The organism is Stenotrophomonas sp. STEN022 (assembly GCF_056760155.1).
The window spans coordinates 65,532-91,754 of sequence record NZ_JBRREG010000004.1 but is presented as its reverse complement, the minus strand read 5'-3'; the positions used below and the strand labels follow the sequence as shown (position 1 = coordinate 91,754).

Below are 26,223 nucleotides of genomic sequence, written 5' to 3'. Positions count from 1 at the left end.
CATTGGCGCTCAGGTCTGCACCGACGTTGAGCGTGTCCATGGTCAGTGCGTCGGCGGCGCGCAGTACCGCAGCACCAACGACCATACTGTTGCTGACGGACAGATCATCACCGGCAGTAGCGTCCAGGCTGCCCAGCGTGGCATCGGTTACAAGGATGCTGCCGGCACTGGTCAAGGTAGCTGCACCATCCACCGCCATGCTGCCGGTCTGGATGATCGACGCACCACTGGCAGTCACGTTGCCGCCGACATCCACGTTGTTGACCGTCAGCACACCGCTGCCTGCATCAAGCGTGGCATTCCCAGCGACCGACATGTCTGCAACGTCAAGACCAGCGCTGCCGGTCGCGTCCAGGCTCCCCACGGCGGGGCCGTCAAGCACCAGAAGACCCGTAGAGCGGATGGTCGCCACCCCTCCCGATAGATACACCGGTCCGGTGAACAAATTGTTGCTATTGCCGAAGCCAATCCGCCCTGTGCCCGCCGAAATACGAGCAAGCCCGCCCACCTGGGTGCGGCCCGAATTCTGCACGATATCGCTATTGGTACTGGTAAACGTTGCAGCTCCAGCAGCGAAAACGTTGCCGGACAGAGCGATACCGTGACTGCCCAGCAGATCCAGGTCTGCGCCCGCCAAGGCGACCTGAGTGATCAACTGGCCGCCATTGGCTGCCAGCGCCAGGCTGGCAGTGCCCGTATCCACATCGTTGCCGGTCAGCGATAGACCTCTTCCCGATACCAGACTGACCGCGGAATTGGCACCGTTGTGCAGCTGCGTCACCAGCAGATCGCTGGCGGACTCGATAGCAATCGTCGTGCCTGACAACGCGAGCCCACCACCAAACGCGTTCTGTCCATTGCTCAAGGTGATGTCGCCAGCGGCATTGAGCTGGCTGGTGCCGGCGACATTCAACGCTCCGCTCTGCTGGACGGAACCACTGCTGACTGCCCCCAAGTTTCCCAGGACCGTGACATCGTCGAAGACGATCCCGTTACCCGACAGTGTGGTATTTCCGCCTATCGCGGCATTGCCAAGGCTCAGCCTGCCATTGGCGGTTGCAGAAAGACTGCCCGCCTGCACAACGTCCAGATCAAGTGCGGATGCACTGGCTATCTGAATCGCCGCACCGTCCAGAGCTACCACGCCATCAAAACGGTTGCCGCTGTTGCTCAGGTTGATGTTGCCCTGTGATGCGAAGCTCGCCGATCCCCCAACGCCATAGGCAGCGGCCTGGGTGATATCAGCGGCAACATCCACTGAAAGATTGCCGGTTGTGGTGATGCCTTTGGCGTTCAAGGATGCGCCGCGCACCGTCAACGAGTCCAATGCGGCAGTCGCGCCAACATGGTCACCAATGGTCACCGCACCGGTAGCGGTGATGTCCAGTGCATGCGCGCCGTTGATCGCCCCCGCAAAGGAGACAGTTCCGGCATCCACGGTCACATCATTGGTCAACAAAACAGGACGATTGAACACGGCGCTGGTATCGACGCTTACGTCGCCTCCCAGCATGGTGGTGCCGCCACCTTGTACCAGCAGACTCCGCACATCGACCGCGCCGCCGAATGCGGTGCCGGCACCACCGGTTGCGGCCAGTGCCCAAGGCCCGACAACGGCGCTGCCGAATGTCGTTGTGCCGCTCTGGCTGCGCACGCTGGTGAGTGCTCTCAGGTTGACCGCATCATTGAATGCAATGTCGCCACTGGCAGTGACCGCACCGCCCAGCTCGGTAGTGCCGGCTGCATCTGTCGTCAGCGATGCCAGCGCGCCAGCCCCTCCTACCGTGCCACCGAAGCGGGTGACACCGGCCGTATTGACCTGCAGTGCATAGCCACCGTCGATGCTGCGGTTAAACCTGATGTCGCCTCCGCCGGTGCTGGCAAGGGCCACGTCCTTGGTCAACACCACTGAAGCGTCGTACTGCTGCGCGCCGCTGGTCCTTACCGATGTCCCCAGCAAGCCGACCGCGGCACTGTCGACCTGCAGGCTGGTCAGTGCATCGCTTGCCCCGATCGATCCGAAACGCACCGTGCCACTGCCTGCATTCAGTGCCAACGCGTGCGCACCATCCACACCTGCCAGGGTTATGTCGCCCTGCACGCTGGTCAGCTTACTGTCGCCGTTCAACTGCAGCGCGCCATTGAACACCTGCGCGCCAACCGTGGTTACTGCGCTATCGATGGCCGCTGGGCCGGAGACAGTCAGGCTGGAGAGCGCTGTCGATTGCCCTACACCTCCGGCAATTCTGACCGCGCTACCTGAGTTCAGCGCAAGTCCAAATCCCCCATCAATGCTACCTGCGATGCTCAGTTCTCCACCCGCGACCAGCGAGGTGTCGCGCGTCAATCCAACTGCGCCGACGTAGCGTTGGTAGCCTGTCGTGGTTATGTTGCTGCCAAATCGAAGCTGCGCTGCACCGGCATCCAGTTTGCGCGCACTGACACTGCCCAGTTTGAGCAGGCCTCCTGCATTGATCAGGACATCGAGGCCCTCCAGATCGACCGGACCGCCAAACGCATTGGGGGCACCCAATGTGATGTTGCCGCCGTCAGCCTTGAATGTACTTGCGCCCGAAACGTCCAGCGCCCCGAATTGGCTGATGGACGAGCCAGAAACCCCGAGACCCCCGCCATCGGTAACCGTGATGGAACCCAGCGACATTGCCTTGCCGCTGAGAATGGCGCCACCGCCTGCGATGGTCGCGTCATCCAGTGCCAGCGCGCCCACGGCATCTGCATTCAGCTTGGTAGCCTGGGCCCGACTGATGTCCAGCGCGGTGCTTGCTTTGATGGAGACAGTGCTGCCGTGGAGCGATACATTGCCGCCGAATAGGTTCCCAGCATTTGTCAGCGTTAGATCGCCGCCCGAAGTGAAGCTGGCATCGCCGCCAACGTTGTAAGCTCCAGCCTGCACGATACCGTTGAGTACGTTGAGGCTGAGGTTGCCGCTGGTCCTGATGCCCTGCGCGCTGAACGACCCAGCAGAGACTGCCAGTGATGCCAGTGCATTGGTTGCCCCAACAGCACCCGAAAACCGCGTTATCCCCGCTGCACTTGTCGTCAGCGAATGTGCGCCATCCACTGCGCCGCTGAAGCCGATGGAACCGGTAGAACTGGATAGCGTGGTGCCACCGAATAGTACGACATTGTCGCCATAAGCCTGGTCACCCAGAGTATTGAACACACCCGCCAAGCGCGTCGTGCCACCGGTGCCGGTAGCAAGCGATGCCAATGCAGTAGTGCTGCCAAAACCGCCAGCCAGCGTAGTGGTTCCTGCCGTGTTTACTGCCAGTGAATGCCCGCCATTGGCACCTGCATTGATACTGATGGACTCACCAAGCGTACTGGCCAACGCGACATCACCAGTCAGTTCCAGTCCGTCGCCGTACGCCTGCGCGCCGCTGGTGGTCACATTGCCGCCCAGCTGGGTAGTGCCACCAGCATCGGTGATCAGCGAACCCAGGTTTACAGCGCCAGCAAACGCGGTCTGGCCGGCGGTGTTGACGGTCAAGCCGGAAGTGCCGCTGACACCGCTGCCGAACGCGATATTGCCTGCCGCCGCACTGCTCAGCGTGACAGGCCCACTCAGCGAAACGGTATCGCCATAGGTCTGGCTTCCCGTTGTTCGCACATTGCCGCCCAACTGTGTAGTACCTGCTGCATCGGTGGTCAACGAAGCAAGGGCTTCAGTCCCACCTATGACGCCGGTGAAGGTGGTGGCTCCCGCGGTACTGACGGTCAAACCATATGCGCCATTGATGGTGGAGTTGAAGTCAATGGCACCTGCCGATTGGCTGTTCAGAAACGTCGTCCCCGACAAGTCAACCGGACCGCCGTAGCGCTGCATGCCAGTGGTGGTGACGTTCGACGGCAACGATATTCTCACTGCATCGGAGACATCCAGCGACGTCAGCGCTGTTGAGCCTCCTACCGCACCACCAAAACTGACCCACCCGGGCGCTGTGATCGACAAGGCATGGGCGCCATCAATCACTCCGCCGAATATGATTGCACCCAGTGCGCTAGACAGACTGGTGTTCTGGCCCAGCACTACGGCGCCGTTGTAATTCTGCCCCCCAGTACTACTGATCGCGGCAGGCAAATATATGGATCCAGCGTTCGCATTCAGTGACTTAACCAGGACATTGCCCAAGGCCAAGCTGCCAGCGGCTGAGATGGCTACATTGCCGGCGTCGAGCGATACATTCCCGCCGAAGCGGTTGCCGGCATTGGTCAACGCGACAGCCTTGGATGCATTGTTCAGCGTGGTGGTACCCGCCACCTCCAGCGCCCCGGTCTGGGAGAGATCGACGGAATTGCTCAAAGCAAGATTTCCGCTGACTACCCCGCCGATTCTGGCTACTTCGTTGGTCGCACTGCCCAGTGTGGCGTCGCCGGTAACAGCCAGCTCAAGTCCCTTGCTGGCGAGCAGTTTGCCGGCACTTTGGCTGACACCTTTGTCACCGGAAAGCTGGATGCTTTCGGCGTCGACATCACCTGAGATATGCAGCCCTCCGCCTACAGCATCTGCAGAAAGCAGCTGCGTCGCCTCTACCACGCCACCGAGATTGATAGCCGCCGCTGCCAGCGCTGGATCCAATCTTGCCTGCAGTACGACCCCGCCGGCCGTGATGAAGCCGGTGTTGCTCACGGCGGCAGAGGTGCCGACTGGCAAACTACTGGTTGCTGCGCCCAACAGGGCAGTAAGGCCTTCCAGCGGGTCGTACTGGAGAGTGACACCGCCAGCCGACAGCAGATTCACCGTGCTGCCAGCGATAGAACCATTATTGGAGACAGACGCTCCCATCAACACTACCGGGCCCCTGCTGGTGATCTGCGCCCCTGCAGCAGTGCTGACGCTTGCTGCTGCGCCGGTCTGGTCGAACTGATATTTCTCGCCCTGTTCGACCTCATTCCACTTCAACGAGCTGGCCACCAGGCCACCAACATTCACCTGCGCGTTGCTACCAAATGCAATGCCGGCAGGATTGATAAGAAACACATGACCGTTCGATGTCAGCACACCATCAATGCTGCTGAGCGACCCACCGTGCACCACGTTCAAGGTAACGCCGTTTATATCTGGAGTAGTGATTTTGACCGTGCCGCCCTGGCCGATATTGAAGCTACCCCAGGTGATCAGTGCTTTGGCTTGGGCCTGGCTGATCGTCAGCGTGTTCGAGCCGGCTGCGCCGTAGTCGATCGTTGCGCCAGTGGCGCTCCCAGCCTGCGGAAGCTCCACGGCTTGTGCCCCGCCAGCGCAAGCAAACGCCAGCGCCAACGGCAGCAGGCGCAGATGTGCGGGCAGACGGCGGCTGACGCCGGTCGTCGCGCGTGGCGAAGCGCCGATTTCGGATGTCACCTGGATTTGACCCAGGGCGTGGTTGAACACAAGACGGTAGATGCGGTTCATGGTTCAGATCCTCAAAAATTCATGCTCAACCGTGCATACGCACGGGCATCGCGTCCGTCGCTCGCATCGGCAGAACTGGTAGGCAATGCACCAGCCAAGCGCACTTCCATGCCATGGAAGCGCGGCAGCCGGAAAGTCACTCCAGCACCGGCGCTGGACAAACGGGTCGGCGCCAGGTGGCCGGTGGCATCAGCTACCCGGCCGTGGTCGGCAAACACGTCAAACGTCAGCAGTTCGCGCCAGACCAAACCTTGAAACGGAGACATCCTGTCAGCAAACCCCGGCGCATCCACCTGGTACTCCAGGCCCAACAGATAGCCGCGATCACCCAATGTTTCACCCTGCGAGTAGCCGCGGATGCTGTCATAGCCGCCCAACTGGAACTGCTCCATCGCCGGCAAGCCATTACGCGTGTACTGACCATTGAACTTCGCCACCAGGCGTTGGTCGCGAGTGAGGTATTGCATGCGCATCAAGCCCAGCCGCGCCACGGTGAACTGGCTGTCGCGATAGGGGTTGACCACGTCGAGTGCTGCCGAGTTGTCACGCAGCGATCGGCGCACGCTCAACTGTGCCAGGTTCACACCGCGCCAACGCGTATCGTTCTGGCGCAAGCCGATACCCAGCTCTGCCACGTCGTAGCGGTGATTGGACAACGCCATGCCGATAGCCTCGAAGCGCGAGGACTCGCGCACCAGGCGCGCCGATGCTGTCATCTGCAACGGCACGGTGTTGAGGAATTTCCAGTCTGAACCAAGATAGCGCTGTGATGCAGGACCCTTGATGGCAAGCACCGCCATTGGTCCAGTGTTCACTTCCAGCTCGCTCTGGTTGGCACCGGCCAGAACGGACAGCCCAGAGACGCCACGGATCGGCATGCTGTAGGAAAAGGCACCATTGCGGCTGGACGTCGGACTGAACTGCCAGTTGCCACTGATGGCAAAAACATCACCACGTCCAAGCGGGTTGTTCCACACCAAGCCCGCCTGCACGCGGCCGCGCCCACTCGTCTCAGTACCGAAATTGTCGACACTCAAATTCACCGCCCAGCCTCTAGCGGCTTCGCTGGCGACCAGTACCAGATCCGTCTCTCCCTCGTTCTCGCCAGGCTGCAGCACCGAGGACACCGACACTCCTGGCAGGTCGCGCGCGTACAGCAGCGCGCTATCGATGTCGCTACGGCGCAACGGCAGCCCGCGCATACGTTCGGCGCTGTCACTCAAGGTGCGCTCTTGATAACGCTGATTACCCTGCACGATGACTTTGCCGATGCGCCCCTCCATCACCTGTATCTCGATGATGCGGTCCGCCGCAACCGTCTGCACTGGCAGGAAGGCAACGCTCACCAGAAAGCCGGCTTGCCTATAAGCCGTGGTGATGACGTCCGCGGCAGCCTGCAACTGTGCAAAATCCAGCGCCACCGATGATTCGCCTGCGGCCAACTGTGCGAAGTGCGCATCGGCGATGGCTTGAACGCTGGCAGCTGTGATCCGCTGCTGCGGATGCTCCGCTACACCTTTCACCCGGAAGCCACGGACCTCCATCTTCGCGTTCGTGTCGCGCTCGGATACAGCAGGCAGCATAGTCTGATGTGCATCCGTGGACACGGTTGCAGATGCAGCTTTTGCGTCCGGCTCGTAGGCCTGCGCTGCCGGCGGCGCCGCCATGAGAGACAGTGCCAACGTGGTCATTTTCATCAACATGGGTCCATCAACAAAAAAAAATGTGCGCTGCACGGCACAGCAGTTGGCGCCAGCGCGTGCAGATCCACTCACAAGCTCGAAGGTAGGTAGCTGTCGCTGCCAACAGAGAAGGATCTTCATCGGTTCTATTCCCTCAACAACCAGATCAGCAAACCACCCGCCAGCAGCGCAAGAGCAAGCGTCGCCAGCTTCCATACGCTGCTGTTCTTCCGTGCATCCGTTGCTGCAACTGCCGCCTTGGTGGGCTGCAGCGCATTGGGCTGGGTCTGCGCCTGGCGGTTGCGCCCGGCCTGCAGAATGCGACGACGACGTTCCCGGTACTCTGCGCGATCAAGCTGACCACGCTGGCGCGCATCGGCCAGCGACCGTAGGCTTGCGTTCGCTTGATTCTCCCAATCGTTCACTTCAGCTCCCTCAGTACCCGAAAGCCAACATCGGCTTGAGCCGCAGTCGGCGCGGCACGACGCGCCTCCACCGTGCAGTCAGACCAGAAGCTGGCATAGCTCCCTCCCCGCAGCGCTGCACCATCGCCGCCGCTCACCCATTCCCACACGTTGCCTGCCAGGTTCACCAAGCCCCAGGGGTTCGCCTCGCGACCGCGCACCCCGGCAGGCGCTCCGGCCTGCTCAGCGGTGGCGGTAGGCGGAATGCAGTTGGAGTCAGGGGCCTGCCGCCATCGCTGGCTGGCTTGTGCCGCATGCAGCCACTCGGCATCGGTGGGCAAGCGATATCGCCAGCCGCCGCTGGCGCGCGTCAGCCAGCGCGCATAGCCCTTGGCCTGGCCAAGGGTGACGTTCTGCGCCGGCAGGCGTCCCAGCTCAGCGCTGGCAACCGTCCGTACCGCGCATTGGCCGGTAGCCCGACAATAGATGTTGAGGTCATCTACAGCGATCTCGCCGCGTGCCAACGCAAACGGCTTGCCACCGGCCATACCCGGTACAACCATCATCATTGGCCCACGGCCTTCGCCCACCGGGTCGTAGCAAGGGCGCGCGCGGCCAGCCAGCCCGTCACAGGGGTCCGGGCCATCGGGAACCGGCGGTAGTGGCTCATCCTCGCTTGCGGCACTTGCCAGGGCAGCAGCAGACGCACCGCGTTTGGTCGACGCCGATGCCAAAGCCGGCCGTGGGGTGGAACCTGCCTTCGTTGCCACCTGATCCGGCGAGGGTTCCGCCCCACCGAGCTGCAGACGACCGCGCAGCGAACCTTGCGGCAACTGACCGCGTGCCTGCATCTCTCGCTCCAGCCGCGCCATCGCCGTACCGTCAGCGCGGAACTGGCTGTCAAGCCGTTGCCGCAGTTGCTCCCGCTCACCGGCCGGGGTGGCGTCATTGACCGCCATGACCGCAGCAACCAACTGATAGCGCGCCTGCAGCTTGGGCAAGCTGGTGTTGCTCACCAAGGTTGCAATGCCGCGCGCCACGGTCTTCACTGCCGCCGGATAGTCGCCCTTGGCGAACTGCGCATCCGCCTGTGACTGGTAGGCCTGCGCCAGCAAGGCTGGCGCCTGCTCGCGCACGAAGGCAGCATCTGGCCGCAGCGTACGCAAGCGTGCAAACAGACTCTCGGCCTTGTCGATATCACCAGCTGCAACCGCGCGCCGCAATGATTCGCCGCGTGCCACCACTTCGGCCTGCGCACGCTCCGCCTCCAGATTGGCCATCGCTGCCAACTGCCGCTGCTGAAGATGCGCGTGCTGCTGTTGCAGGGAGGGTGTTTTCGCCGCGTACTCCAGAGCGAAGTCCAGCAGGATCAGGTCATCGGGTAGCTGGGCGGGTTGATCGTGGGACGCCAGCGTCGCCGCAACGGTCTCACCCAGACGCAGTTGCGCATTCTGCAACTGCGCGGGATCGTCGCGCAGCCTGGCCATGACTGCCGCCATCTTTGCCTGCCAATCCGCCGCCGCCGAGGGGGCCTGCAGCAACTGTTCAAAGCTGGCCGTTGCCTGGGCAACGCTGCCAGCCGCCGCAGCATCGGCTGCCGGGCGCGCGAGGCTACGCAACTTCGCCTGCTGCAACTGCAGACGCAGCGATTGTGGGAACTGCTTCGTGGCCAGCGCCAACTGGCTACGCGCCAACTCCTGCTGGCCCTCGGCAAGTGCGGTGGAAATTGCCTGTGCGTACCCAACTTCGAGATCAGGGGTGTGCAAAAGCGGGCTGCCGGGATCAATCATTCCTATCCGCCCCAAGGTCTCCTGCAGGCTGCCGGCGCCGTTCGCGAACAGATTGCCCGACCCGAGCAGTTGCTCACCGAGCCGGGTATCCAATGCATTGAGCTGACTGTCACGCTCACTTTCAATTACGGCGCGACGCGCGTCCATCGCAGGCGCGTAGAGTCGCAAGCGATCACGCAAGGCAAAGACCTTGGCGATGCCGGGAAAGTCAAAGCGACCGGCCTCCGGCTTCCACAACTCATCAAGCCGCCGCACAAGAAATTGACGTACCAGGTCGCCGCTTCCAACAAGGAACTGCGCACGCTGTTCGTCATCCAGCGATTCCAGCCCAGCCACGGCCTGTGCTTCATCGCGATAGCGGTCCGGCGCCGTAGCACTGAAGCCCTCGACCACCTTGTTCAAGCGACTGGACGCTTCATGCCGCCATAGACCAACACCCGCCGCAACCAGCACCACAGTCGCCGCTGTGCCATAGCCAACGACAGGAAGCACACGTTCGCGCCAACCCACATCGCGCAGACCTTCAAGCAGCGACTGCACGTCCGGCAGACGCTTGCTCTGTTCAAAGGCCACCGCGGCAGACAACGTCTGGTACTGACGACGGCTCAAGCCAGGGATCGGCGGCAGGCGCCGGCCCTCTTTCAACGCAACTTCGGCACTGCTCTTGTCAAATGGATGTCGTCCGGTGAGCAGTTCCACGCACACGCAGCCCAACGCATAGATGTCGTCAGCCGGTGTCGGCGCCTGCCCACGCAGCATCTCAAGGCTTGCATACGCGGGGGTCAGTGCGCCCAACGTAGCCACATCGAACACGGTCTGCTCACCGCTGGCATCCGCCTTGTGCTGACCAGCACGGGCGATCCCGAAATCGAACACCTTCGGCGTACCGTCCAAGGTAACCATCACATTGCCGGGCTTGAAGTCAGAGTGAACGATCCCCGCTGCATGTGCGCGCCCCAAAGCGCGCGCCATCCCTTCTATCAACGGCCGCGCTCGCGCCAAAGACATGCCATTGGAGGCCTGCTCACGGATGTAGGTACGCAGGTCACTGCCGGCGACATACTCCATCGTCATGAAGACGATGCCCTCGTCCTTATCGAAGTCGTGTACGCGCACGATATTGTCATGTGCAAGCTGCTGTGAACGGCGCGCCTCACGCTGCAGCGCAACCAGCGAGTCCGGATGGCGACGAAACTCGTCGCTCAGGACCTTCACCGCAACCCATGGATCGCGATCGCGCGCCTCGATCTTGCGGGCATCCTGCGCCAGATAAACCACACCCATGCCGCCGCGACCGAGCTCGCGTTCCAGCAGGAATCGTCCCTTCAACGTGCTCCCCACTGACACGTAGCGGTCACTTGCGGCAACCACGTGCTCCCAGCCGGCGGTTGCCGCACTGTGTGAGTGACTCCCGGTACTGTTGATATCCGGCGGCGCGGCAGCCACATCATTGGCAGGCAGTACCCGAGTGACATCGTCTGTTTGGTCGCCCGCGCGTGGCGCTGGCTTGATCACCGTTACATCGTCACCGGCCGGGGCTGTTCCCAACTGCGTGCGCATGGACTGCATGCGCTCGAGCAAGGTACTGATGGTCACCTCATCAATCGCACGCTCTTCACGCATGCGCCACAAGGTCTCAAATCCGATACGGTATTCCTCCTCAGGCAGGCTCTGGCACTTGTCCAGAGCTGCCAACAGGGCGGGAAGATCAAGCTCCCCGGAACGGAAAGCGGTAACCAATTCGACCACGGAAGGACTGTCCTCTTGCACGTTCTTTACTCCTGGATACGCACGACAACGGCTGATACGTTGTCGCGGGCGGCTCGCCCAAGCGCCAATTCAAACAATCGCGTCAGCAACGCGCGCGGCTCGCGCACTCGACGACATTCCATATCCAACTCCGCATCGGGGATCTCCTTGTTGATACCGTCGGTACACAACAGGAACGGAGTTCCACTGGCGTGACTGGCCACGACCCAATCGATCAACAATGGATCCTGCGCCCCAACCGCGCGTGTCAGCGCACCCGCATTTGCACCAGTACCGGAAAATTGGGTGACGTCATCACGCATACCGTGTACATGGTCGCGCGTCAGCTGACGCAGGCCGCCACCCGACATGCCGTAGGCACGGCTGTCGCCCACCCATCCACACAGCATGAAGTCCCTGTCGTAAACCAGCACCACCACCGTTGATCCGATCACATCCACCTGCTGGGCATGGGCACGCTGCAGCAGCTCGCCATTGACTTTCTCAAGCTCGTCCTCGATCGCCTCGACAAAATCGGCAACGTCTCCCTGCCGCTGCATGGCCCCAAGCCGCTGCACGATCAGCGCACTCGCATAATCTCCGGCGGAGTGTCCGCCAAGACCGTCAGCGACTACCCATAGTCCTATTTCGTCACGGCAGAGAATGGCATCCTCATTCAGACGGCGTACTTTGCCGGTATCGGTATGCCCTGCTGAGGCGTAGGGTTGGGCTCCTGCATTCATGCATCCACCTCCATCGAACGGTCGACCAGCATTGCCTGCTCGCAGTCATGCGTCTGCGGCAGTCCAGACAGCGCACAGGACACCGCTGCGTCACGCCACCAGATGCTGCCGCCCTGCTCCAGGCAGCGCGCCCACAGCTCCCGACGCTCACGCAGAACAGGCCCGATATCGCTACTGCGCAGCGTTTCATCAGACGCGCAGCCACTGTCCTCACCGTCAAGCGCCAGCACCCGCTCATTGAACTCCTCGATGCTGCCAACCGTTCCGCTGGCTACCGCGACATGCAGGCACCAGGCTGCGTCGAACCAGGGCAGGTTCGGCCGCAACAGCCCACCCGCATCCGTATCAGCCCTGATCACCTTGGCAATCAACAGCGGAAAACGCCGCCCCACGCGGTCCACGCCGGGCGCAACCACGCCTGCGAACGCGCTGCTCCCGCAGGTTTCGGGCGCACAGAGGAAAGCCCACGGCCTGATGCGCACGGCGCTTTCCGCCGCCCACGCAGGTACGGTCGGTAGCAACTGGCTGACGTGTGCGTCCCATGCCTGCACCAATTCCTGCGGCAACCGACGCTGCACGAAATCGCCCAGCCACGGCAGCTTTCCGTAGAAGCCACTGCCTGCATTGGTACCGCTCATGCCCATCATCAACTCCCGCACCGGAACCGGCTTACGTCGCCGTCCAGAAAGGGATGACGCAGATTCGCCGCCTGCAGGGGCAACTGCGCACGGTGGCCTTCCAGGTCCAACGTGGCGACGTATCGCAGATCCGACTCGGCACGCAGCTGCGATGCCTGCAATGCGCGGATGAACGCCCAGTCCCCCAGATAGACAACGCCGCCCAAGCGCTTGCCGGCGGCATCGAAAGCGGTGAACGAGACCCGTCCTGGGGTGGGTCCCGGCCATCTCATCGGCATGCTTGGCGGTGCACCTTCACGGTAGTCGTAATGCTGGCCATCAATGTCGATGTCCAACCGAGACACCCCATCACCGAGCTCCGGCGCCAGCAAGGTAAACCCCACTTCGGGCAGATTTCCGTCGCGGAAGTACTTGCGTTTTATCGCATCGGCCAGCTGCATGTGCGCTGGTAGCGCAGGATCGCTCGCGGCCGCGTTGGCTGCGTCCTTCCACTGCCAGCGGCCGCCACTGGTATCGAGCAATCCCGCCAGGGTTTCGCGGTACAGCGTGTCGAAGCGCCCCCCATGGCCGAACAATTCCCCAAAATTCTGCACAGGAATTTCAGCGACAGCGCTTGGCTCGAACGGGTAGCGTCCATCGACGAACTGCCTGCACACCTGTGCTATCGACTGAGCCACTTTGGCATCCACCTGGGCCTGTGCCTGACGATTGAGCTGTATTGAGCTCTCGCCGGTCAGCCCTAGCAGCCAGCCCGATACCGGTGGCGGCAATTGCGCCGCCTGCTGTCGTGCCAACAACAGCGCTTCCGCAGGAGTACCAGTGCTGGTCCCAACCGGAGCCAGCAGATCCTGGCCCAGCCGTTGGAAGGTGGCCAACACCTGGTCCAACGGCGTCGCGCCGGCAGCCCCCACGCATAGCTGGGCCAACGCGGCAAAGTGCTCGCTGATTGCCGCACCCGGTTCAACCGGAGCAGCCCCGCTGCCTTTGTTCGCAAGTGCCGCTTTCAAGGCGGCGCCACCGGGCACGGCAGCGACCACCTGCGCAGCAGCCTTCCCTGCGGCCGCTGCGGCTTTCCCCGCTGCGGCATCCGAGGTCTTCTCTGCCGCGCTCTGGGCCGGTGCGCGCATCATGCTCTGGGTGTGCTCGCCCACCAGCACCAACAACAGGCGCAATGGCGAACTGGGGCCGGCAACCTTGGCCAGCGTCGATGAGGCACCGTCGCTACCGCTGTCACTGACCAGTTGCAGGTCGCCGAGCAGGCCGTTCCAGGCGCGTATGTAGTCCTGCTCATACAGGCGCAACACTTCGCCAGCCAGGCGCGCACGCGCCAATTCATCCATCGGCTGACTTCCAATGACCCAGTCATCGGCAACGAACTGCGCAACCGATTCGGCAATTCCCGTCGTCGCCAGCTCTGCGAATACCGGCTGCGTATACAACGCCGGCCAGGGCGCGGATAGTGCCACGCCACTGCGGCGACGGAAGGCATCAGCCAGCAGGCCCAAGGCACGATCAAGCCGCAAGGACGGCCGCGGCTGTGCCTGCGCGGAGAGCTTGAGGTTGCTGTACACCAGCGTGGCAAGGTTGGCCGAGCGCAAGGTATTGCGTGCCTGCTCGACCAACAGCGGCTCTGGCGTGATGACCCGCAGCCGACCAGGCTGCTCGAGCAGCATCGCCACCTGTGCATCCAGCGCCTTCACCAGCACAGGATCATCCTCGAACAAGCGCTGTGCATCCAAGCCCGCAAGCGCGCGCAACTCGGCAGCCTGCAGGTTTGCTGGATCACCCAGCATCAAGTAGCCCTTGAGGTAGTAGTACAGCGCCTGCGGCTCGGCTGCGGACTTCTGCAGGCCGCGCCGCAGCTGTGCCGCCAGCCCAGGTATCAGCAGGGCATTCATCTCACGCGCCTGTGCCTGCTGCAGCTCCTCGCCAATGGCATCACGCTGATACAGCCCCCAGCTCTGCGACCAGGGCTTTTTGGCTGGAGCACGCGCCACTTTGGCTACCGAGTCCACCGCCTGCAGGCGCTGCAGCGTGCGCTCGTAGTAACCGCGCAGATCCTTGGCGGCGGAAGGATCTGCTAGCTGCGGGCGGTCGTCCATTGCCCGTTGCACCTGCGCAAGATAGTCACGGTTACCGCTATAGCTGGCAAACATCCCGAAGCTGCACACTGCGGCCACCAGCAGCGCCGCAGCACACCCTGCCGCATGCAACACGGTGCGTCGACGCTCCCTTTGTGGGCTGAAACCGGCCAGACCAGACTCGCGTAGTACCACCGAGCGCAGCAGCTGTTCGATGAAGAACGTCCTGGGTTGCGCGCTGGGCTCAGGAGCACGCTGTGCATCCAGGCCGAATGTGCGCGCCACGGCCCCAAGCATCCGATCTATAGGCGTACCCTCCTGGGTGCCCGAAGTCAGATACACGCCGCGCAACATCGGCGCAGGCGCCAAGGCCTGACCGTTGAAGGCTGCTTCAATGAACTGCCGGGCCACATCCCCGATGGTGGCGAACTGCGGCGGGAACGCCAGCATCGCCGCGCGCCGGCTACCATCGCGCTCATCGTGCAGACGCTGCAACAGGCGCGTATTGAGCCGGTCCAGCAAGCGCGCGAACGCCTCGGAGAACGCCAGTGCTGCGCTGCCGTCAATCGATTTCTGCAGAGGGAACGACGTACCCCAGACCTGTGCCCGCTGCTGCGGGCTCAGATCGTCGAAAAATTCGCTGAAGCCGGCAAGCAGGTCACACTTGGTCACCACCAGATACACCGGCACCTGCAGATGCAACTGCTGATGCAACTCATCCAGACGTCGCCGGATCGCCTGCGCATGCAATTGACGCTCGCCCGGGTCCAGCGTGAGCAGATCCGACAGGCTCATCGTGACAACCACACCGTTGAGCGGCTGACGTGGACGGTGCCGGCGCAAAAGACGCAGGAAATCCTGCCATCCACTCGCGTCTACCGCACGGTCCGAGTCATGCGTGGTGTAGCGCCCTGCGGTATCCAGGAATACTGCCTCATCGGTGAACCACCAATCACACTGGCGGGTGCCGCCAACGCCGCGCACCGATTCATTGCCAAACCGAGCTTCCAAAGGAAAGCGCAGACCCGAGTGCTGCAACAGCGTGGTCTTGCCCGAGCCCGGTGGCCCGATCACGGCATACCACGGCAAGGCATACAGATTGCGGCTGCCCGGACGCCGACGCAGCAACTGCATGGCCTCGTGAAACCGGCTTTCCAGCTGACGCCGCTCGCCCGCGCTGCGCTGCGCCACATCATCGCCATCACCCAGCGCGGTAGCCATGCGATTGGCACGGCGCCGCCGCAGCCAGCTGCGTACCGCCCACGTCGCCAGCGCCAGCACCGCGAGCACCGCCAGGAACAACAGGCGTGCCCAAGCCCCGGCCAGCGGCTGGCGCCCAGCCAGCCCAAGATAGGGACCGCCAAACCAGACCAGCGCGGCCAGCAGGATCACCCCAAGCAGGACCACCCAGCCACCACGACGCAGTTTTTCCAACACCACAGCCATCATCAATCTCCCGGCTGATAGAGAATTTCCACGCGGCGATTGCGCGCGCGGTTTTCCGCCGACTGCGTCGGTCGTGCCAGCGGCTGCGAATCGCCTGCGCCGGAGAACTCAATCCGTGCGGGGTCCCGCAAACTACGCCCCAGTGCGTGTGCCACCGCCTCTGCGCGGGCCGCCGACAGCGCGAAGTTGTCCTTGTAAGTCAACGAACGCACGGGTTGATCGTCGGTGTGGCCGACGATGACCACGCGGCCCGGCAGCAGATCCAGAGCCGCCGCGACCTTGTCCAACAAGGGCTGCTGCGCTGGATCCACTTCGACACCTCCAGAGGCGAACATCGCACTGCCGTTGATACGCACCCGCGCACTACCATCGGGCTGATCCTCAACACTCAGCTGCCCGGCGCGCTGCTCGGGCGCCAGCAACTCACCCAAGCGCAGCTTTGGTGCCGGTCGCGCATCATCAGGGACCCGCCCGTTCTGCAATCCGATCGTGGCCACCTGCGCACTGATCGGCGCGGACAGATCGTTGAGCCGCGTGTGCAACCACAGGAACACGCCGAGTACCAGGCAGGCAGCGGCAATGCTCACCACCCACAGTGGCAACCATCGCCATAGCCGCGAGCGCTGGTCTTCGATGCCCTGCCATTGCGGCGACAGCCCTTCCGGTGCAGTCCCACGCTGGCTACGGATACTGCGATACAGGTCGTCCTGGATGGATGACAGTCGCATCGCCCCGTCCGGTTCAATCTGGTAGCGCCCTGCAAAGCCCATTGCCAGGCACAGGTACAGCAGTTCCAGCAGCTCGATGTGCCGCGGCACGTCCTCGCGCAAGTGGTCAAGGATGGCGAAAAACTTGGAACCGCCATAGGACTCACCATGGAATGTCACCAGCAGGGTGCGCTGCGCCCAACCGCTGCGTTCACCCCACGGCGCATTCAACACCGCCTCGTCCAGTGCTGCACACAGCACATAGCGGGCGGTCATCACCGACTCCGGGCTGCATCGGGCTTCGCGCACCCGCGCCTCGAACTTGCGTATCTGTGCCTCTGCCTGCTCACGCAGACGCATCACGTCCGGCGCATAGGTACTGCGGCGCAACTGCTCGGCCAGCAGCAGCAAGGGAGTGGCTGCCTGCGTCAGCGGATTGAGACTGCCATTGACGAAGTCGCCAATTCCGGTCTGGGTCGTATCGTTGTCGGCTGCAACCGCCTGCACTGGGGCCTTCCAATCACGTGCGTTCATCTCCCTACCCCCTGATCGCCCAGAGTTGCAGCGTTATGCCCGGGAACTCGTTGCCCAGGTGGAACGCAAGCCCCCCTGCGCCTTGCAACGCACGCCACATCGGTGTCTGTTTGTCGAATTCAAAATAGACATGGCCGGCGTGGTACGGGATCTGCCGTGGCGCCACTGCCATCGGGGCCAGAGCTATACCCGGCAGTTGCAGGTTGACCAGGTCGCGAATCTGCTCAACCGGACCGATCTTGGCTATCGCCGGCAGCCGCCGGCGCAGGTCATCGGCAGGCAGGTCCGCCTTGGCGGCCAGCACGAACTGGGCAGCGTCAAGCAAACCCGGGTCCGGAATCACCGCCACCCAGACACCAAACTTGCGGGCCTGCACCGGTATCGCCAATGCGGTCTGCTCAAGCACCGCGCTGAGGCTGCCCCGCAAGGCTGCAATCAGCGGTTCGAAGCTCTCACGTTGCGCATCGTGCAGATAGGGAGCAAATGCTGGCGGACGCTTGCCCGGCGCAGTGAACGTCGCCAGTTCCCCAGCCAGTGCCAGCAGCTCGGTATACAGGGCTTCCGGGTGCAGGCGGGGAACGGCAGCCCAATAGGCCAGACGCGGCTGCCAGCGGTTGACCAGCTGCAGCATCAGGAAGTCGGCGATCTCGGCAGCGCCACCGCGATCGCTGACCGCCACCCGCGCTGCCAGGGCTTCGCCGCGCTGGTGCAGCAAGCCGAGCAGCTCGACCAGAAAGGTAGAAAGCCGTGGGGCGGCTTCGCAGGCAGTGACGCTGGCGATGAATCCATCATCCAACTGTGCACGTCGGTCGGCTCGCACCTCCACCAGTTGCGCAAGCGGTATCCGCGCCAGTCCTTCCAACGGTTGCGAGGCCAATGCCAGCCGCGTGCTGAGCCCGGCAACTTCCATCAACACGCGCTCATCGACACTGCCGGAACTGTCCAGCGCTTCCAGCTCTCTTACGCCATAGCGATAGAGCTGGTCCTGCGGCGATTCCGGCCGGCCGATATCCGGTTGCGCCGGTTGCCGCAGCGGCAGCGTCAGATAGATGGTCTGGTCACGCGCATTGAGGTCCAGCTCCAGCGGCGGCGGCAAAGGATCATCACCAGGCATCGCGAACGGCGTTCCGTCGGCAAACACGCCACGTGCGCGACGCACGCCCAGCTTGCCCACCGCCAGCAGATCGGTTTCCAGCTCCAACTCGCTGAAGCCCCAGCCATGGGCCTGCAACGGCGTCGTGCGCAACTCGACGTAGCGCTCAATGTAGCGTTCCTGCTGCTGTAGATGCTGGGGGCGAAGGAACAAACCTTCACTCCAGACGACCTTGTTGCTATGTGCCATCGGCTCTGCTCGCAGGTTGCGGTGTGCAGGCCCTTGCTACACCGGTCAGAAATCGTGAACCGGACAGTCCAGCCGGCCCGTTTTCACCGTTACGCGCAGCAAGCGGGAACGATGATGGGTGGCGGCGATTCTGGCCACTGAGGTGGGGCGGCAGCCCGTCATTTCGTCTCAGACCTGCGTGAGCTTTTGTAGCGTGCCAGTTGCGTTTCGTAAGCGCGGGCGAAATCCTCGCCAAACAAACGACGGAAACAATCATCTGGATCCTGCGACAGCGCCTGATACTGCGCTCGATAGCGCTCCCAGTAGCGGCCCTTGCCACCAAGGCCAAAGCGACGCCCATCGCGGTCAACATCCTGTTCCAGACGATCAGGATCGAAGCTCCGCAACACCGCGTCATAGCCCGCACGCATACCCGCCAGCATCGCCATCTGATGGCAGCGGATATCATCAAAGGCGTCTTCAAACGCCGCTGCACCCGTCAGGAAGGCACCGCCTTCGCCACCGCCGATCTTATGCAACGCGTCCTGCGCGGTTGCTGCGAACTTGAGCGGATTGTTTTCCGTACGCTGGATGACCGTCACCGGCAACCGGAAACTGTTCTTGACCTCGGCGCGCGCACGCAGCACCTCCATCACTCCTTCGGTGACAATGCGCAGGATCCTGTCCTGCTCCATATCACGCCCCATGCTTGGCGCGCCGATCGCGGGCGATGCCGCCAATGGCTGCGCCAGGGCTGGCGGGTGATCGTCGCCGGACAAGTCCCAGTCCTCGGGCAGCTGCGCGCCCGCGCCAAGCACGCTTGGCGGGCGGAAGTGGTCCTGCGAGGAGGCACTGTGATGCCATGCGGAGGCATCACTCTGCACCCCCACCGGCCGTGACACTGGCGCACTTGCCTGCAGCAGTTGCAATGGGTCAAGTTCAAGCGGCGCCCCCAACACCGCCATCAGGTCGACATGATCACGGCCGGCCCCGGATGACGGACCCGGTGCTGCCGGCGACGCCGCCATCGCTGGCGGCTCCTGGCTTGCCCCGATGCCCTGCCACAAGTGGTCGAACGGATCCTCCACCGGGCCGGTTGCGACGGGTGCCCTGGTAGCAGGACTGAAAGCCACCTGGGTCAGGTCCGGGTTGTACTCGTCACTGGCAGACGGCAGAGGACCAGGCGCGCCGATGGTCTGCAGACGAACTTCGATTTCGAAACTATCCACCTGCAGCCGGTCTGTATCCCCCAGCATCGCCGGTTCACCGCGCGTCAGGTTGGCGCCGTTGAGCAGCATGCCATTGGTGCTGCGGTCTTCAATGAAGTACATCCCATTGAGATACCGCACCATCGCGTGCACACGCGACACGCCGGATGCCGGCAGCACCCAGTCACAGTCCTCGGCACGGCCGATGCTCCCGCCCTGCTGGATGAAAGTTTTCTGCGCGGAGCTGCCAAATTGGGAGGCGTGACGCCCGCTGACGGTGAGGATCAAGTTCTGCTGGGAAGACACGTAGGTAGTACTCCAGATGAAGCAGGTTATGTAGACAGGCGCTGTGAGTACGGAGTCATCCGGCCATGCCGTCGAGCACGGCCAGCGCCTGTCGAACATAGCCTGCACGGCGCTCGTGGAAATTCGCTGTGTCAATTGCCGCCAACAGATTCAACGCAGCCACCACGGCGCGCGCAGTGAGATGCTCCGGGGGAGCCACCACCTGCTGACCGGCCGGTGCCAAGCTGCCCTCGGCCCAGCCCGCGCTTGCCGCAAACCACGCACCCACGCTCCCATAGCCACCGGCGTTGGCATACTCGAACGCTGCACGACGGTGCTGTTCTGTAGGCTCACGCAACCAACGCTCTGCCAACGCCGCGCCGGCACGAGCCTCTGGCTCCAACGCCTGCCCGCGGGCGCATTGACACAGCCAAGCGACCAGGTAGCGCTTTGGCATTACCCGCGCGGCCAACTGCAGTGCGGCCTGATCATGCCCAGCCTCGAACAGCGCGCGTACCGCGTCTGGCGCAGTCATCCCACTCTTGAGAAACCCGCGCGCCGCCGGATCGATCTGCATCTGGTCGCATGCGTCTGCAAAGACCATGGCTTGATTGGCATCCATGCGGGTCACCCGATCAGGATCAGCGGCGCTGCCATTTTGGCCAGCGCATCAGCGGACAGGTTCAGCATCGGCGCCTTGACCTCGGCCTGGGCACCAGCCTGCACCTGCAGCATCGCATCGGAGTGCATCTTCAGGCTTGCCCCGGCACCGATGTCCATGGTCGCCCCGGCCTTGATGTTGACCTGCACCTTGCCCTCGACGTTGACCGCCTGCGAGCCCTCGATCACGATCTTGACCCCCTTGATGGTGATCTCGCCGGAACTTTTCATCACGATGCTGGATGCACCCGTGACCAGCTCGATCTCCGAGCCCGCATCGAGCTTCAATTTCTTCTGCACCGTGGTGGTGGCGTTCGCACCCACGGTGAGCTGCTCCTCGTTATCAACCTCGATCCTGCGATCGTGCTTTACCTTGCCGAGCTGATCGTTGTCGACTGTGTAGCGCTGATCATTGCGCACGTCCAACTGCTGGTCGTGCTCGATCAACAGCAGCTGATCATTCTCAACCTCGACATGCATGTCTTTCTGCGCATGCAGCAAGAAGTCCTCGCTGCCCTTGCGGTCCTCAAAGCAGATTTCGTTGCAGTCGGCGGCACCACCATCTGGATGGCTGCGGCTGCGTATGCCGCTACGGGTGCGCTGCTCGGGCAGCGGATACGGCGGCATGTGGTCGGCATTGAAAACGCTGCCAACGATCAGCGGCCTGTCCGGATCACCGTCCAGGAAGGCAACAAGCACCTCCTGCCCTACCCGCGGAATTGCCTGTATGCCCCATCCTTTGCCAGCCCACGCAGAGGCAACACGCACCGGGCAGGATACCTGCGCATGCTGCCGGCCGGGCTTGCTCCAATGGAAGTTCACCTGCACGCGGCCATTCTTGTCGACGGCAATGTCCTCCTCGCTCTCGCCGGCAACCACCGCGCTCTGCACTCCAGCGATGCGCGGGCGCGGCGTAGCGATGGCCGAGCGGTACGGCAGTTTCCCCGGCAACGCCTGGAACTCGCAGGACACTGTCACCCCACCACCCGCCGCCTCACCTTCCTCAAGCACCGTCTGCGCGGAGGTCACCAGGTACTCCTGGTTCCAGTCCGCCTGCGGCCCATGTTCCAACTTGAACAGCTGGCCGACGCCCAGGCCCCATGCATTGGTGTGGCCCTGGAAACAGGAACGCTCGACGTTATGTGCCTCTGCCCGCACCTGCGCGTAGCGCCGCCCATCTGCCTGTACAGGATGTGCACCGTGCCACTGGTAGCCTTCCAGCCCGCCAATGCCATGCAGCCCGTCACCGCTGAGGCGCTCGTCACCCAGCAGGCTCGCGCGTGGCTTGAGCGGGTCGTACTCGTCCAGTTGATAGCGCGTTGGATGCACCTGCAGACGGTGACACCAATTGCTCACCCCAGCCTGGTGTCCGCCCATTGCCGCAGCTGCGCTCTGCCACTGCATGACCTCGAACGGTGCCAACCGCCCGTGGGCACCAATGCCGTCAGCCAGCACCAGCGTATGCTTGCCGCGCGCGTTCTCGAAGTAGTAGTAGATGCCTTCCTGCTCAAGCAGGCGCGACACGAAATCCCAGCCATTTTCGTTGTACTGCACGCAATACTCACGCGGCGGGTAGGTTCCCGACAGGCTCATCCGCACGTCGCTATAGCCGATCTCGGACAGGTACTTGCGGGCGATGTCCGGCACGCTCATGTCGACATGGATACGGCAATCCTGGCGCCTGCTCAGCAACCATAGCTTTGGCACCACCGCGAACGACAAACGCACATTGACCAGACCATCGATGACCACCCCTTCGAGCTGCTCGACAGCGGCGATGATGCCGTGAAAGTGGCGTTGCTTGCCGTCAACATCCAACGACACCGTCATCGGCGTGCCCAACAGTGCCGGCAGATCGGGACAAGCACTGCTACACAGCCCCTCTATCTCGTACCTGAAGGGTTGGCCCAGGGCCTCGTTGGCCTGCAGCCGCACGAACCGGAGCTGCTCGCCGAGCTCAGAATGCAGGGAGATCGTGCGTGCCATCATCAATCCGTAACTCAAGGAAATTGCCGAAGTCCGACGCCACCGCCGAACTAATGCCGCTGGCTGGCCCGGCGATGCTCACATGACGCGGCGCACGGCGACCGACAATTCGTCTCAATGCCCGGCATGGACTACGGCCGAGGACGAACTTGATGCCACCGGCGTTGCCAACGCCCTGACCGCTTCTGCCCGTACAGATCGCAGCGAAGCATTCAATGTCGCCGGGTCCTGGGCGATTACCGGATCGAGATAGCGCGACCGGATCAGGGCCATACCGGCATGATCGCCCATGCGCTGCAACACCACATACAAGCGCGATGCGCTCTCCGTGGTGTGTGCATCCAATACGCCTCGTCGAGCATCACGCATCCGCAGCGCGGTTCGATGCGCCGCAATCGAAGCGGTCAGGTTCCCGGCATGGTCTTCGATTCGACCCAGCACATCCCAGGTGGCCGATATCAACGCATGATCCGGCGTGACCTTGCGATAGCCGTCCAGCGTGGCCAAGGCTGCCTTGCGCGCTTCCGCATGCCGATCCGTGTTGGCCAGCATGCTGGCCAGCCCCCCTTGGCTGAACAGCGTATCGGGATGCAGTTTCCCCAACACACGCTCCCGGCTGGCAAGCAGCTGGCGCTGCATGGCTATGGCTTGGTCAAACTTGGCGGGAACGCCCTGTTTGGCCAGCAATCGGATCATGTCAGCCTTGCTACGCAAGGTGTCCGGATGCGCTGCCCCCAACACCCGCTGCCGTCGCTGTAGAAGATCGCTCATGAACCCTTCGGCCGCGGACCAGGCGCGAGCATCCTGGGCCAGACGAACCCGGTTGGCACCTTCCAGCGCCAAGGCCTGCAAGGTATCCGGGTGATCCACGCCGAGCGCCTGCTGGCGGACCGCCCGCACCTCCGATGCCAAGGCCAATGAGTCCTCGTACTCGCCTGCAGTATTGAGCAGGTCGGCCATCGTCAAGCTGGCCGCCAGTGTCCGCGGCGCACTGCGCCCATAGCGCGAACGAAGCTTTGGCAACAGCACCTGCATGCGCTCAAGCGCGCGCTCACGCTGCGACATCCGGGTCAACGTAGCAACGATGCCCACCCCAAGCTCCATCATCCCCGCATCCAACCGACCAGATCGCTGCGCCCAGTCCTGCTCCAGCTTCAACTGCAGCGCCAGTGCTTCAGGCTGACGCCCCTGCGCCAGCAGCACGCGCGCCATCAGCACGCCTGCACGCAGCCAAAGTGGATTGTGCTCGGGTACATCCGTTGCCGTGGTTTGCGCATCCAGCAGAAGCTGGTGGGCAGCCTCGAAGCTACCCTCACGATACAACGCATCTGCAAGGTCCACAGTGGCATCGAGCACGCGCTCGGGCGGCTGCTGCTGAGCCCGCAGGTCTTTCAACACCAGCTGCAGTTCGTGTGCGGCTGCCGGGTAACGTCCGATGGAAGCCAACACCCCGGCCAACGACTGCCGCAACTCAGTGGCAAGCACCGGGTCATCCTTGAAGTCCAACTGCAAGCGCTGCAAAGCGTGCGCTACCACATAGCGCTCAAGCAGGTCGCGCGCCACTTCTGGCGGCGCCTGCGCGCCCCCGCGCTCCATCGCATGGCCCATCGCGTCCACGTCAACGCTCTGCAACATCTCCTGCTGAAAAGCCACCATGCGTTCCAACTGCAATCGACGCTGCGCAGCGACCTGCTGCTGTTCATGCGCCTGCGACAGTGCCCATAGCGACGCCAGCAGTGCGGAAACCGCACACACCAGAACCAGTGATGCTGCCAGTACCGGCAGACGATGCCGTTGCAGGAACTGCCGTGCTACCAACCAAGGCGAGGCCGCGGCCCCGAGAGGCAACTTACCCTGTTGCCAACGAGCAAGATCGGCAAGCAGGCTGGATACCGCTTCGTAGCGGCGCCCGCGCTCAGGGTCGGTGGCTTTGCGCACGATGGCATCCAAGCCAGTCACCAGTGCGCCACGCAGCCGCCGTGGCGTGGTGCGACACTCCAGCGCAAGCGCGGTCTGCGCCGCAGGCGTCAATGAGGACAGCAGCCGCGATGGCGACAACGCATCACTGGTATCGGCGCTTGGCACCTGGCCACACAGCAGCTGGTGCAGCAGCACCCCAAGCGAGTACACATCACTGCGCACATCGATACCGCCATGCCTGCCGGCCTGCTCCGGACTCATGTAACCCGGCGTCCCGGCAGCGAGCTCCCCAGCCTCGTCCACCAGTCCATCAATGGCAATGCCGAAGTCGATGAGCTTGGGCTGCGCGCGGCCGTCGACATCGCCAACCAGCACATTGCGCGGCTTCAGGTCACGATGGATCACTCCTTTCTGGTGCGCGTGCTGTACACCTTCACAGACCTGCATGAGCAGCTGCACACGCTGCTCCAGGCTCGCCCTGCGTCCGCTGCACCACCCGTCGATGGCCTCGCCATCGATGTATTCCATGACCAGATAGGGTCGCTCGTCTTCGTGCAGGCCTGCGTCGTAGATCTGAGCGATGGCAGGGTGGTGCATCTGCGCCTGCATCCGGCACTCAAACTCGAAGAACGCGCGTTGCCGCTCGTCCAGCCACGGATTTGCCACCAGTTTTATCGCCACCCGCTGCTGATAGGCTCCATCCGCGCGATGCCCCAGATAGACCCTGCCCATACCACCGGCACCGATCAAACCGTCGATTGCCCAGGGCCCACAGCGGGTGCCTTCGCCCAACAGCGCAGGCATCAGTACGGCGACCGCCTGCTCCAACGGCTGCCGCAACCTGATGGTAGCTTCTGCCGCCACACCCAGCATTGCCTCCAGCTCCTGTTGCAGCAGCGCGTCGTGACCTGCTTCACGCAGGACAAAGGCTTCCCTTTCCGACAGCGGCAAATCGCTGGCCTGGTGGAAAAGCAGCTCCAATGTCCGCCAACGCTCGGCAATCAACGTCGTGTCAGCCGCGCCAACAGCCATGCACGGACGAAGCGCAGATCTCTTTCAATGGTTGGCAATGACACTCCCAACATCTGCGCTGCTTCGTGCACCGTCATCCCAACCAGCTCGGTCAGCGCGAACGCCTGCGCCTTGCGCGGGTCAAGCCGGGAGAGATCTTCGAACGCTTCGGCGATACCAGCCAGGTCGACTGGCGCAAGCGCTGGATCGATCAAACGCATGGTCAATGGCACCATCTCGCCACTGCGTTTGGCGCAGGCCTGCGCACGTGCCAAGGTAATCAGCAGCTGGCGCATCTGCAGCGACGCCAACGCGAAGAAGTGCTCGCGTGAGGCGAACTCTTTGGCTCGCTCAGAAAGCGTCAACCATGCCTCGCTGACCAGTTCGGTTGCCTGCAAGCCACCACTGGCAGCACGCGACAGGTTGCGCACTGCGATGCGGTGCAGTTCGTCGTACACCAGATGTGCCAACGCATCACTGGCGGGGCTGTCCCCCTCTTGCCAACGCACCAACAAACGCGTGATGGAATCCGGGCAGGACGCCGACATGAGAGTGTTCACAGACAAGTTTTCCCCGCAGAAATTACCGGCGACAAGCCCGCAACATGCTAAGCACCCCCAGGCTCACAATGCGACGCGCGCAACC

General features: G+C 63.0%; 14 protein-coding genes. All 14 read right to left on the bottom strand.

All coding sequences use genetic code 11. The features are described from left to right. Positions 1–5,413 (bottom strand): two-partner secretion domain-containing protein (locus tag ACVOMF_RS02195; protein WP_481507805.1); only part of this gene is annotated, 5,413 nt, incomplete at its 3' end. Positions 5,414–5,424: 11 nt separating this feature from the next. Then, complete coding sequence (locus ACVOMF_RS02190; protein ID WP_481507804.1) at positions 5,425–7,110, bottom strand: ShlB/FhaC/HecB family hemolysin secretion/activation protein; 1,686 nt, start codon at positions 7,108–7,110, stop codon at positions 5,425–5,427. Between the two features lie 131 nt (positions 7,111–7,241). After that, positions 7,242–7,520, bottom strand: coding sequence for a hypothetical protein (locus ACVOMF_RS02185; protein WP_481507803.1), 279 nt, complete (start codon positions 7,518–7,520; stop codon positions 7,242–7,244). Next, the gene (locus ACVOMF_RS02180) at positions 7,517–11,059 is read right to left on the bottom strand and encodes a protein kinase domain-containing protein (RefSeq protein WP_481507802.1); all 3,543 of its coding nucleotides are present in this window, start codon (positions 11,057–11,059) and stop codon (positions 7,517–7,519) included. The genes ACVOMF_RS02185 and ACVOMF_RS02180 overlap by 4 nt, the downstream gene beginning before the upstream one ends. 5 nt (positions 11,060–11,064) lie before the next feature. After that, the gene (locus ACVOMF_RS02175) at positions 11,065–11,781 is read right to left on the bottom strand and encodes a PP2C family protein-serine/threonine phosphatase (protein ID WP_481507801.1); all 717 of its coding nucleotides are present in this window, start codon (positions 11,779–11,781) and stop codon (positions 11,065–11,067) included. After that, positions 11,778–12,419: a type VI secretion system-associated protein TagF gene (tagF, locus tag ACVOMF_RS02170; protein ID WP_481507800.1), complete on the bottom strand. Its 642-nt coding sequence runs from the start codon at positions 12,417–12,419 to the stop codon at positions 11,778–11,780. Before tagF ends, ACVOMF_RS02175 begins: the two co-directional genes overlap by 4 nt. Before the next feature lie 8 nt (positions 12,420–12,427). Beyond that, positions 12,428–15,952 carry a type VI secretion system membrane subunit TssM gene (tssM, locus tag ACVOMF_RS02165; protein ID WP_481507799.1) on the bottom strand — a complete coding sequence of 1,175 codons (3,525 nt, stop codon included), beginning with the start codon at positions 15,950–15,952 and terminating at the stop codon, positions 12,428–12,430. Then, complete coding sequence (icmH, locus tag ACVOMF_RS02160; protein WP_481507798.1) at positions 15,949–17,187, bottom strand: type IVB secretion system protein IcmH/DotU; 1,239 nt, start codon at positions 17,185–17,187, stop codon at positions 15,949–15,951. The genes tssM and icmH overlap by 4 nt, the downstream gene beginning before the upstream one ends. 4 nt (positions 17,188–17,191) lie before the next feature. Next, positions 17,192–18,529, bottom strand: a complete 1,338-nt coding sequence (tssK, locus tag ACVOMF_RS02155) for a type VI secretion system baseplate subunit TssK (protein WP_481507797.1) — start codon at positions 18,527–18,529, stop codon at positions 17,192–17,194. A gap of 158 nt (positions 18,530–18,687) precedes the next feature. Further along, positions 18,688–20,022: a type VI secretion system-associated FHA domain protein TagH gene (gene tagH / locus ACVOMF_RS02150; protein WP_481507796.1), complete on the bottom strand. Its 1,335-nt coding sequence runs from the start codon at positions 20,020–20,022 to the stop codon at positions 18,688–18,690. 55 nt (positions 20,023–20,077) lie between these two features. Next, on the bottom strand, positions 20,078–20,623 hold the full coding sequence (locus ACVOMF_RS02145) for a DUF6931 family protein (RefSeq protein WP_481507795.1): 546 nt from the start codon (positions 20,621–20,623) through the stop codon (positions 20,078–20,080). A 5-nt stretch (positions 20,624–20,628) separates the two neighbouring features. Beyond that, positions 20,629–22,647 carry a type VI secretion system Vgr family protein gene (locus tag ACVOMF_RS02140; RefSeq protein ID WP_481507794.1) on the bottom strand — a complete coding sequence of 673 codons (2,019 nt, stop codon included), beginning with the start codon at positions 22,645–22,647 and terminating at the stop codon, positions 20,629–20,631. Between the two features lie 114 nt (positions 22,648–22,761). Continuing rightward, positions 22,762–25,599: a serine/threonine-protein kinase gene (locus ACVOMF_RS02135; protein ID WP_481507793.1), complete on the bottom strand. Its 2,838-nt coding sequence runs from the start codon at positions 25,597–25,599 to the stop codon at positions 22,762–22,764. Next, a complete protein-coding gene (locus ACVOMF_RS02130) occupies positions 25,569–26,126 on the bottom strand; it encodes an ECF-type sigma factor (RefSeq protein WP_481507807.1) in 558 nt (185 codons plus the stop codon). The genes ACVOMF_RS02135 and ACVOMF_RS02130 overlap by 31 nt, the downstream gene beginning before the upstream one ends. Positions 26,127–26,223 lie beyond the last annotated feature (97 nt).

Coding starts and splice junctions, on each gene's coding strand:
- ACVOMF_RS02190 (WP_481507804.1), bottom strand. CDS start 7,110: ATGAAAATGACCACGTTGGCACTGTCTCTCATGGCGGCGCCGCCGGCA.
- ACVOMF_RS02175 (WP_481507801.1), bottom strand. CDS start 11,781: ATGAATGCAGGAGCCCAACCCTACGCCTCAGCAGGGCATACCGATACC.
- tagF (WP_481507800.1), bottom strand. CDS start 12,419: ATGAGCGGTACCAATGCAGGCAGTGGCTTCTACGGAAAGCTGCCGTGG.
- icmH (WP_481507798.1), bottom strand. CDS start 17,187: ATGAACGCACGTGATTGGAAGGCCCCAGTGCAGGCGGTTGCAGCCGAC.
- tssK (WP_481507797.1), bottom strand. CDS start 18,529: ATGGCACATAGCAACAAGGTCGTCTGGAGTGAAGGTTTGTTCCTTCGC.
- ACVOMF_RS02145 (WP_481507795.1), bottom strand. CDS start 20,623: ATGGATGCCAATCAAGCCATGGTCTTTGCAGACGCATGCGACCAGATG.
- ACVOMF_RS02140 (WP_481507794.1), bottom strand. CDS start 22,647: ATGGCACGCACGATCTCCCTGCATTCTGAGCTCGGCGAGCAGCTCCGG.
- ACVOMF_RS02135 (WP_481507793.1), bottom strand. CDS start 25,599: ATGGCTGTTGGCGCGGCTGACACGACGTTGATTGCCGAGCGTTGGCGG.
- ACVOMF_RS02130 (WP_481507807.1), bottom strand. CDS start 26,126: ATGTCGGCGTCCTGCCCGGATTCCATCACGCGTTTGTTGGTGCGTTGG.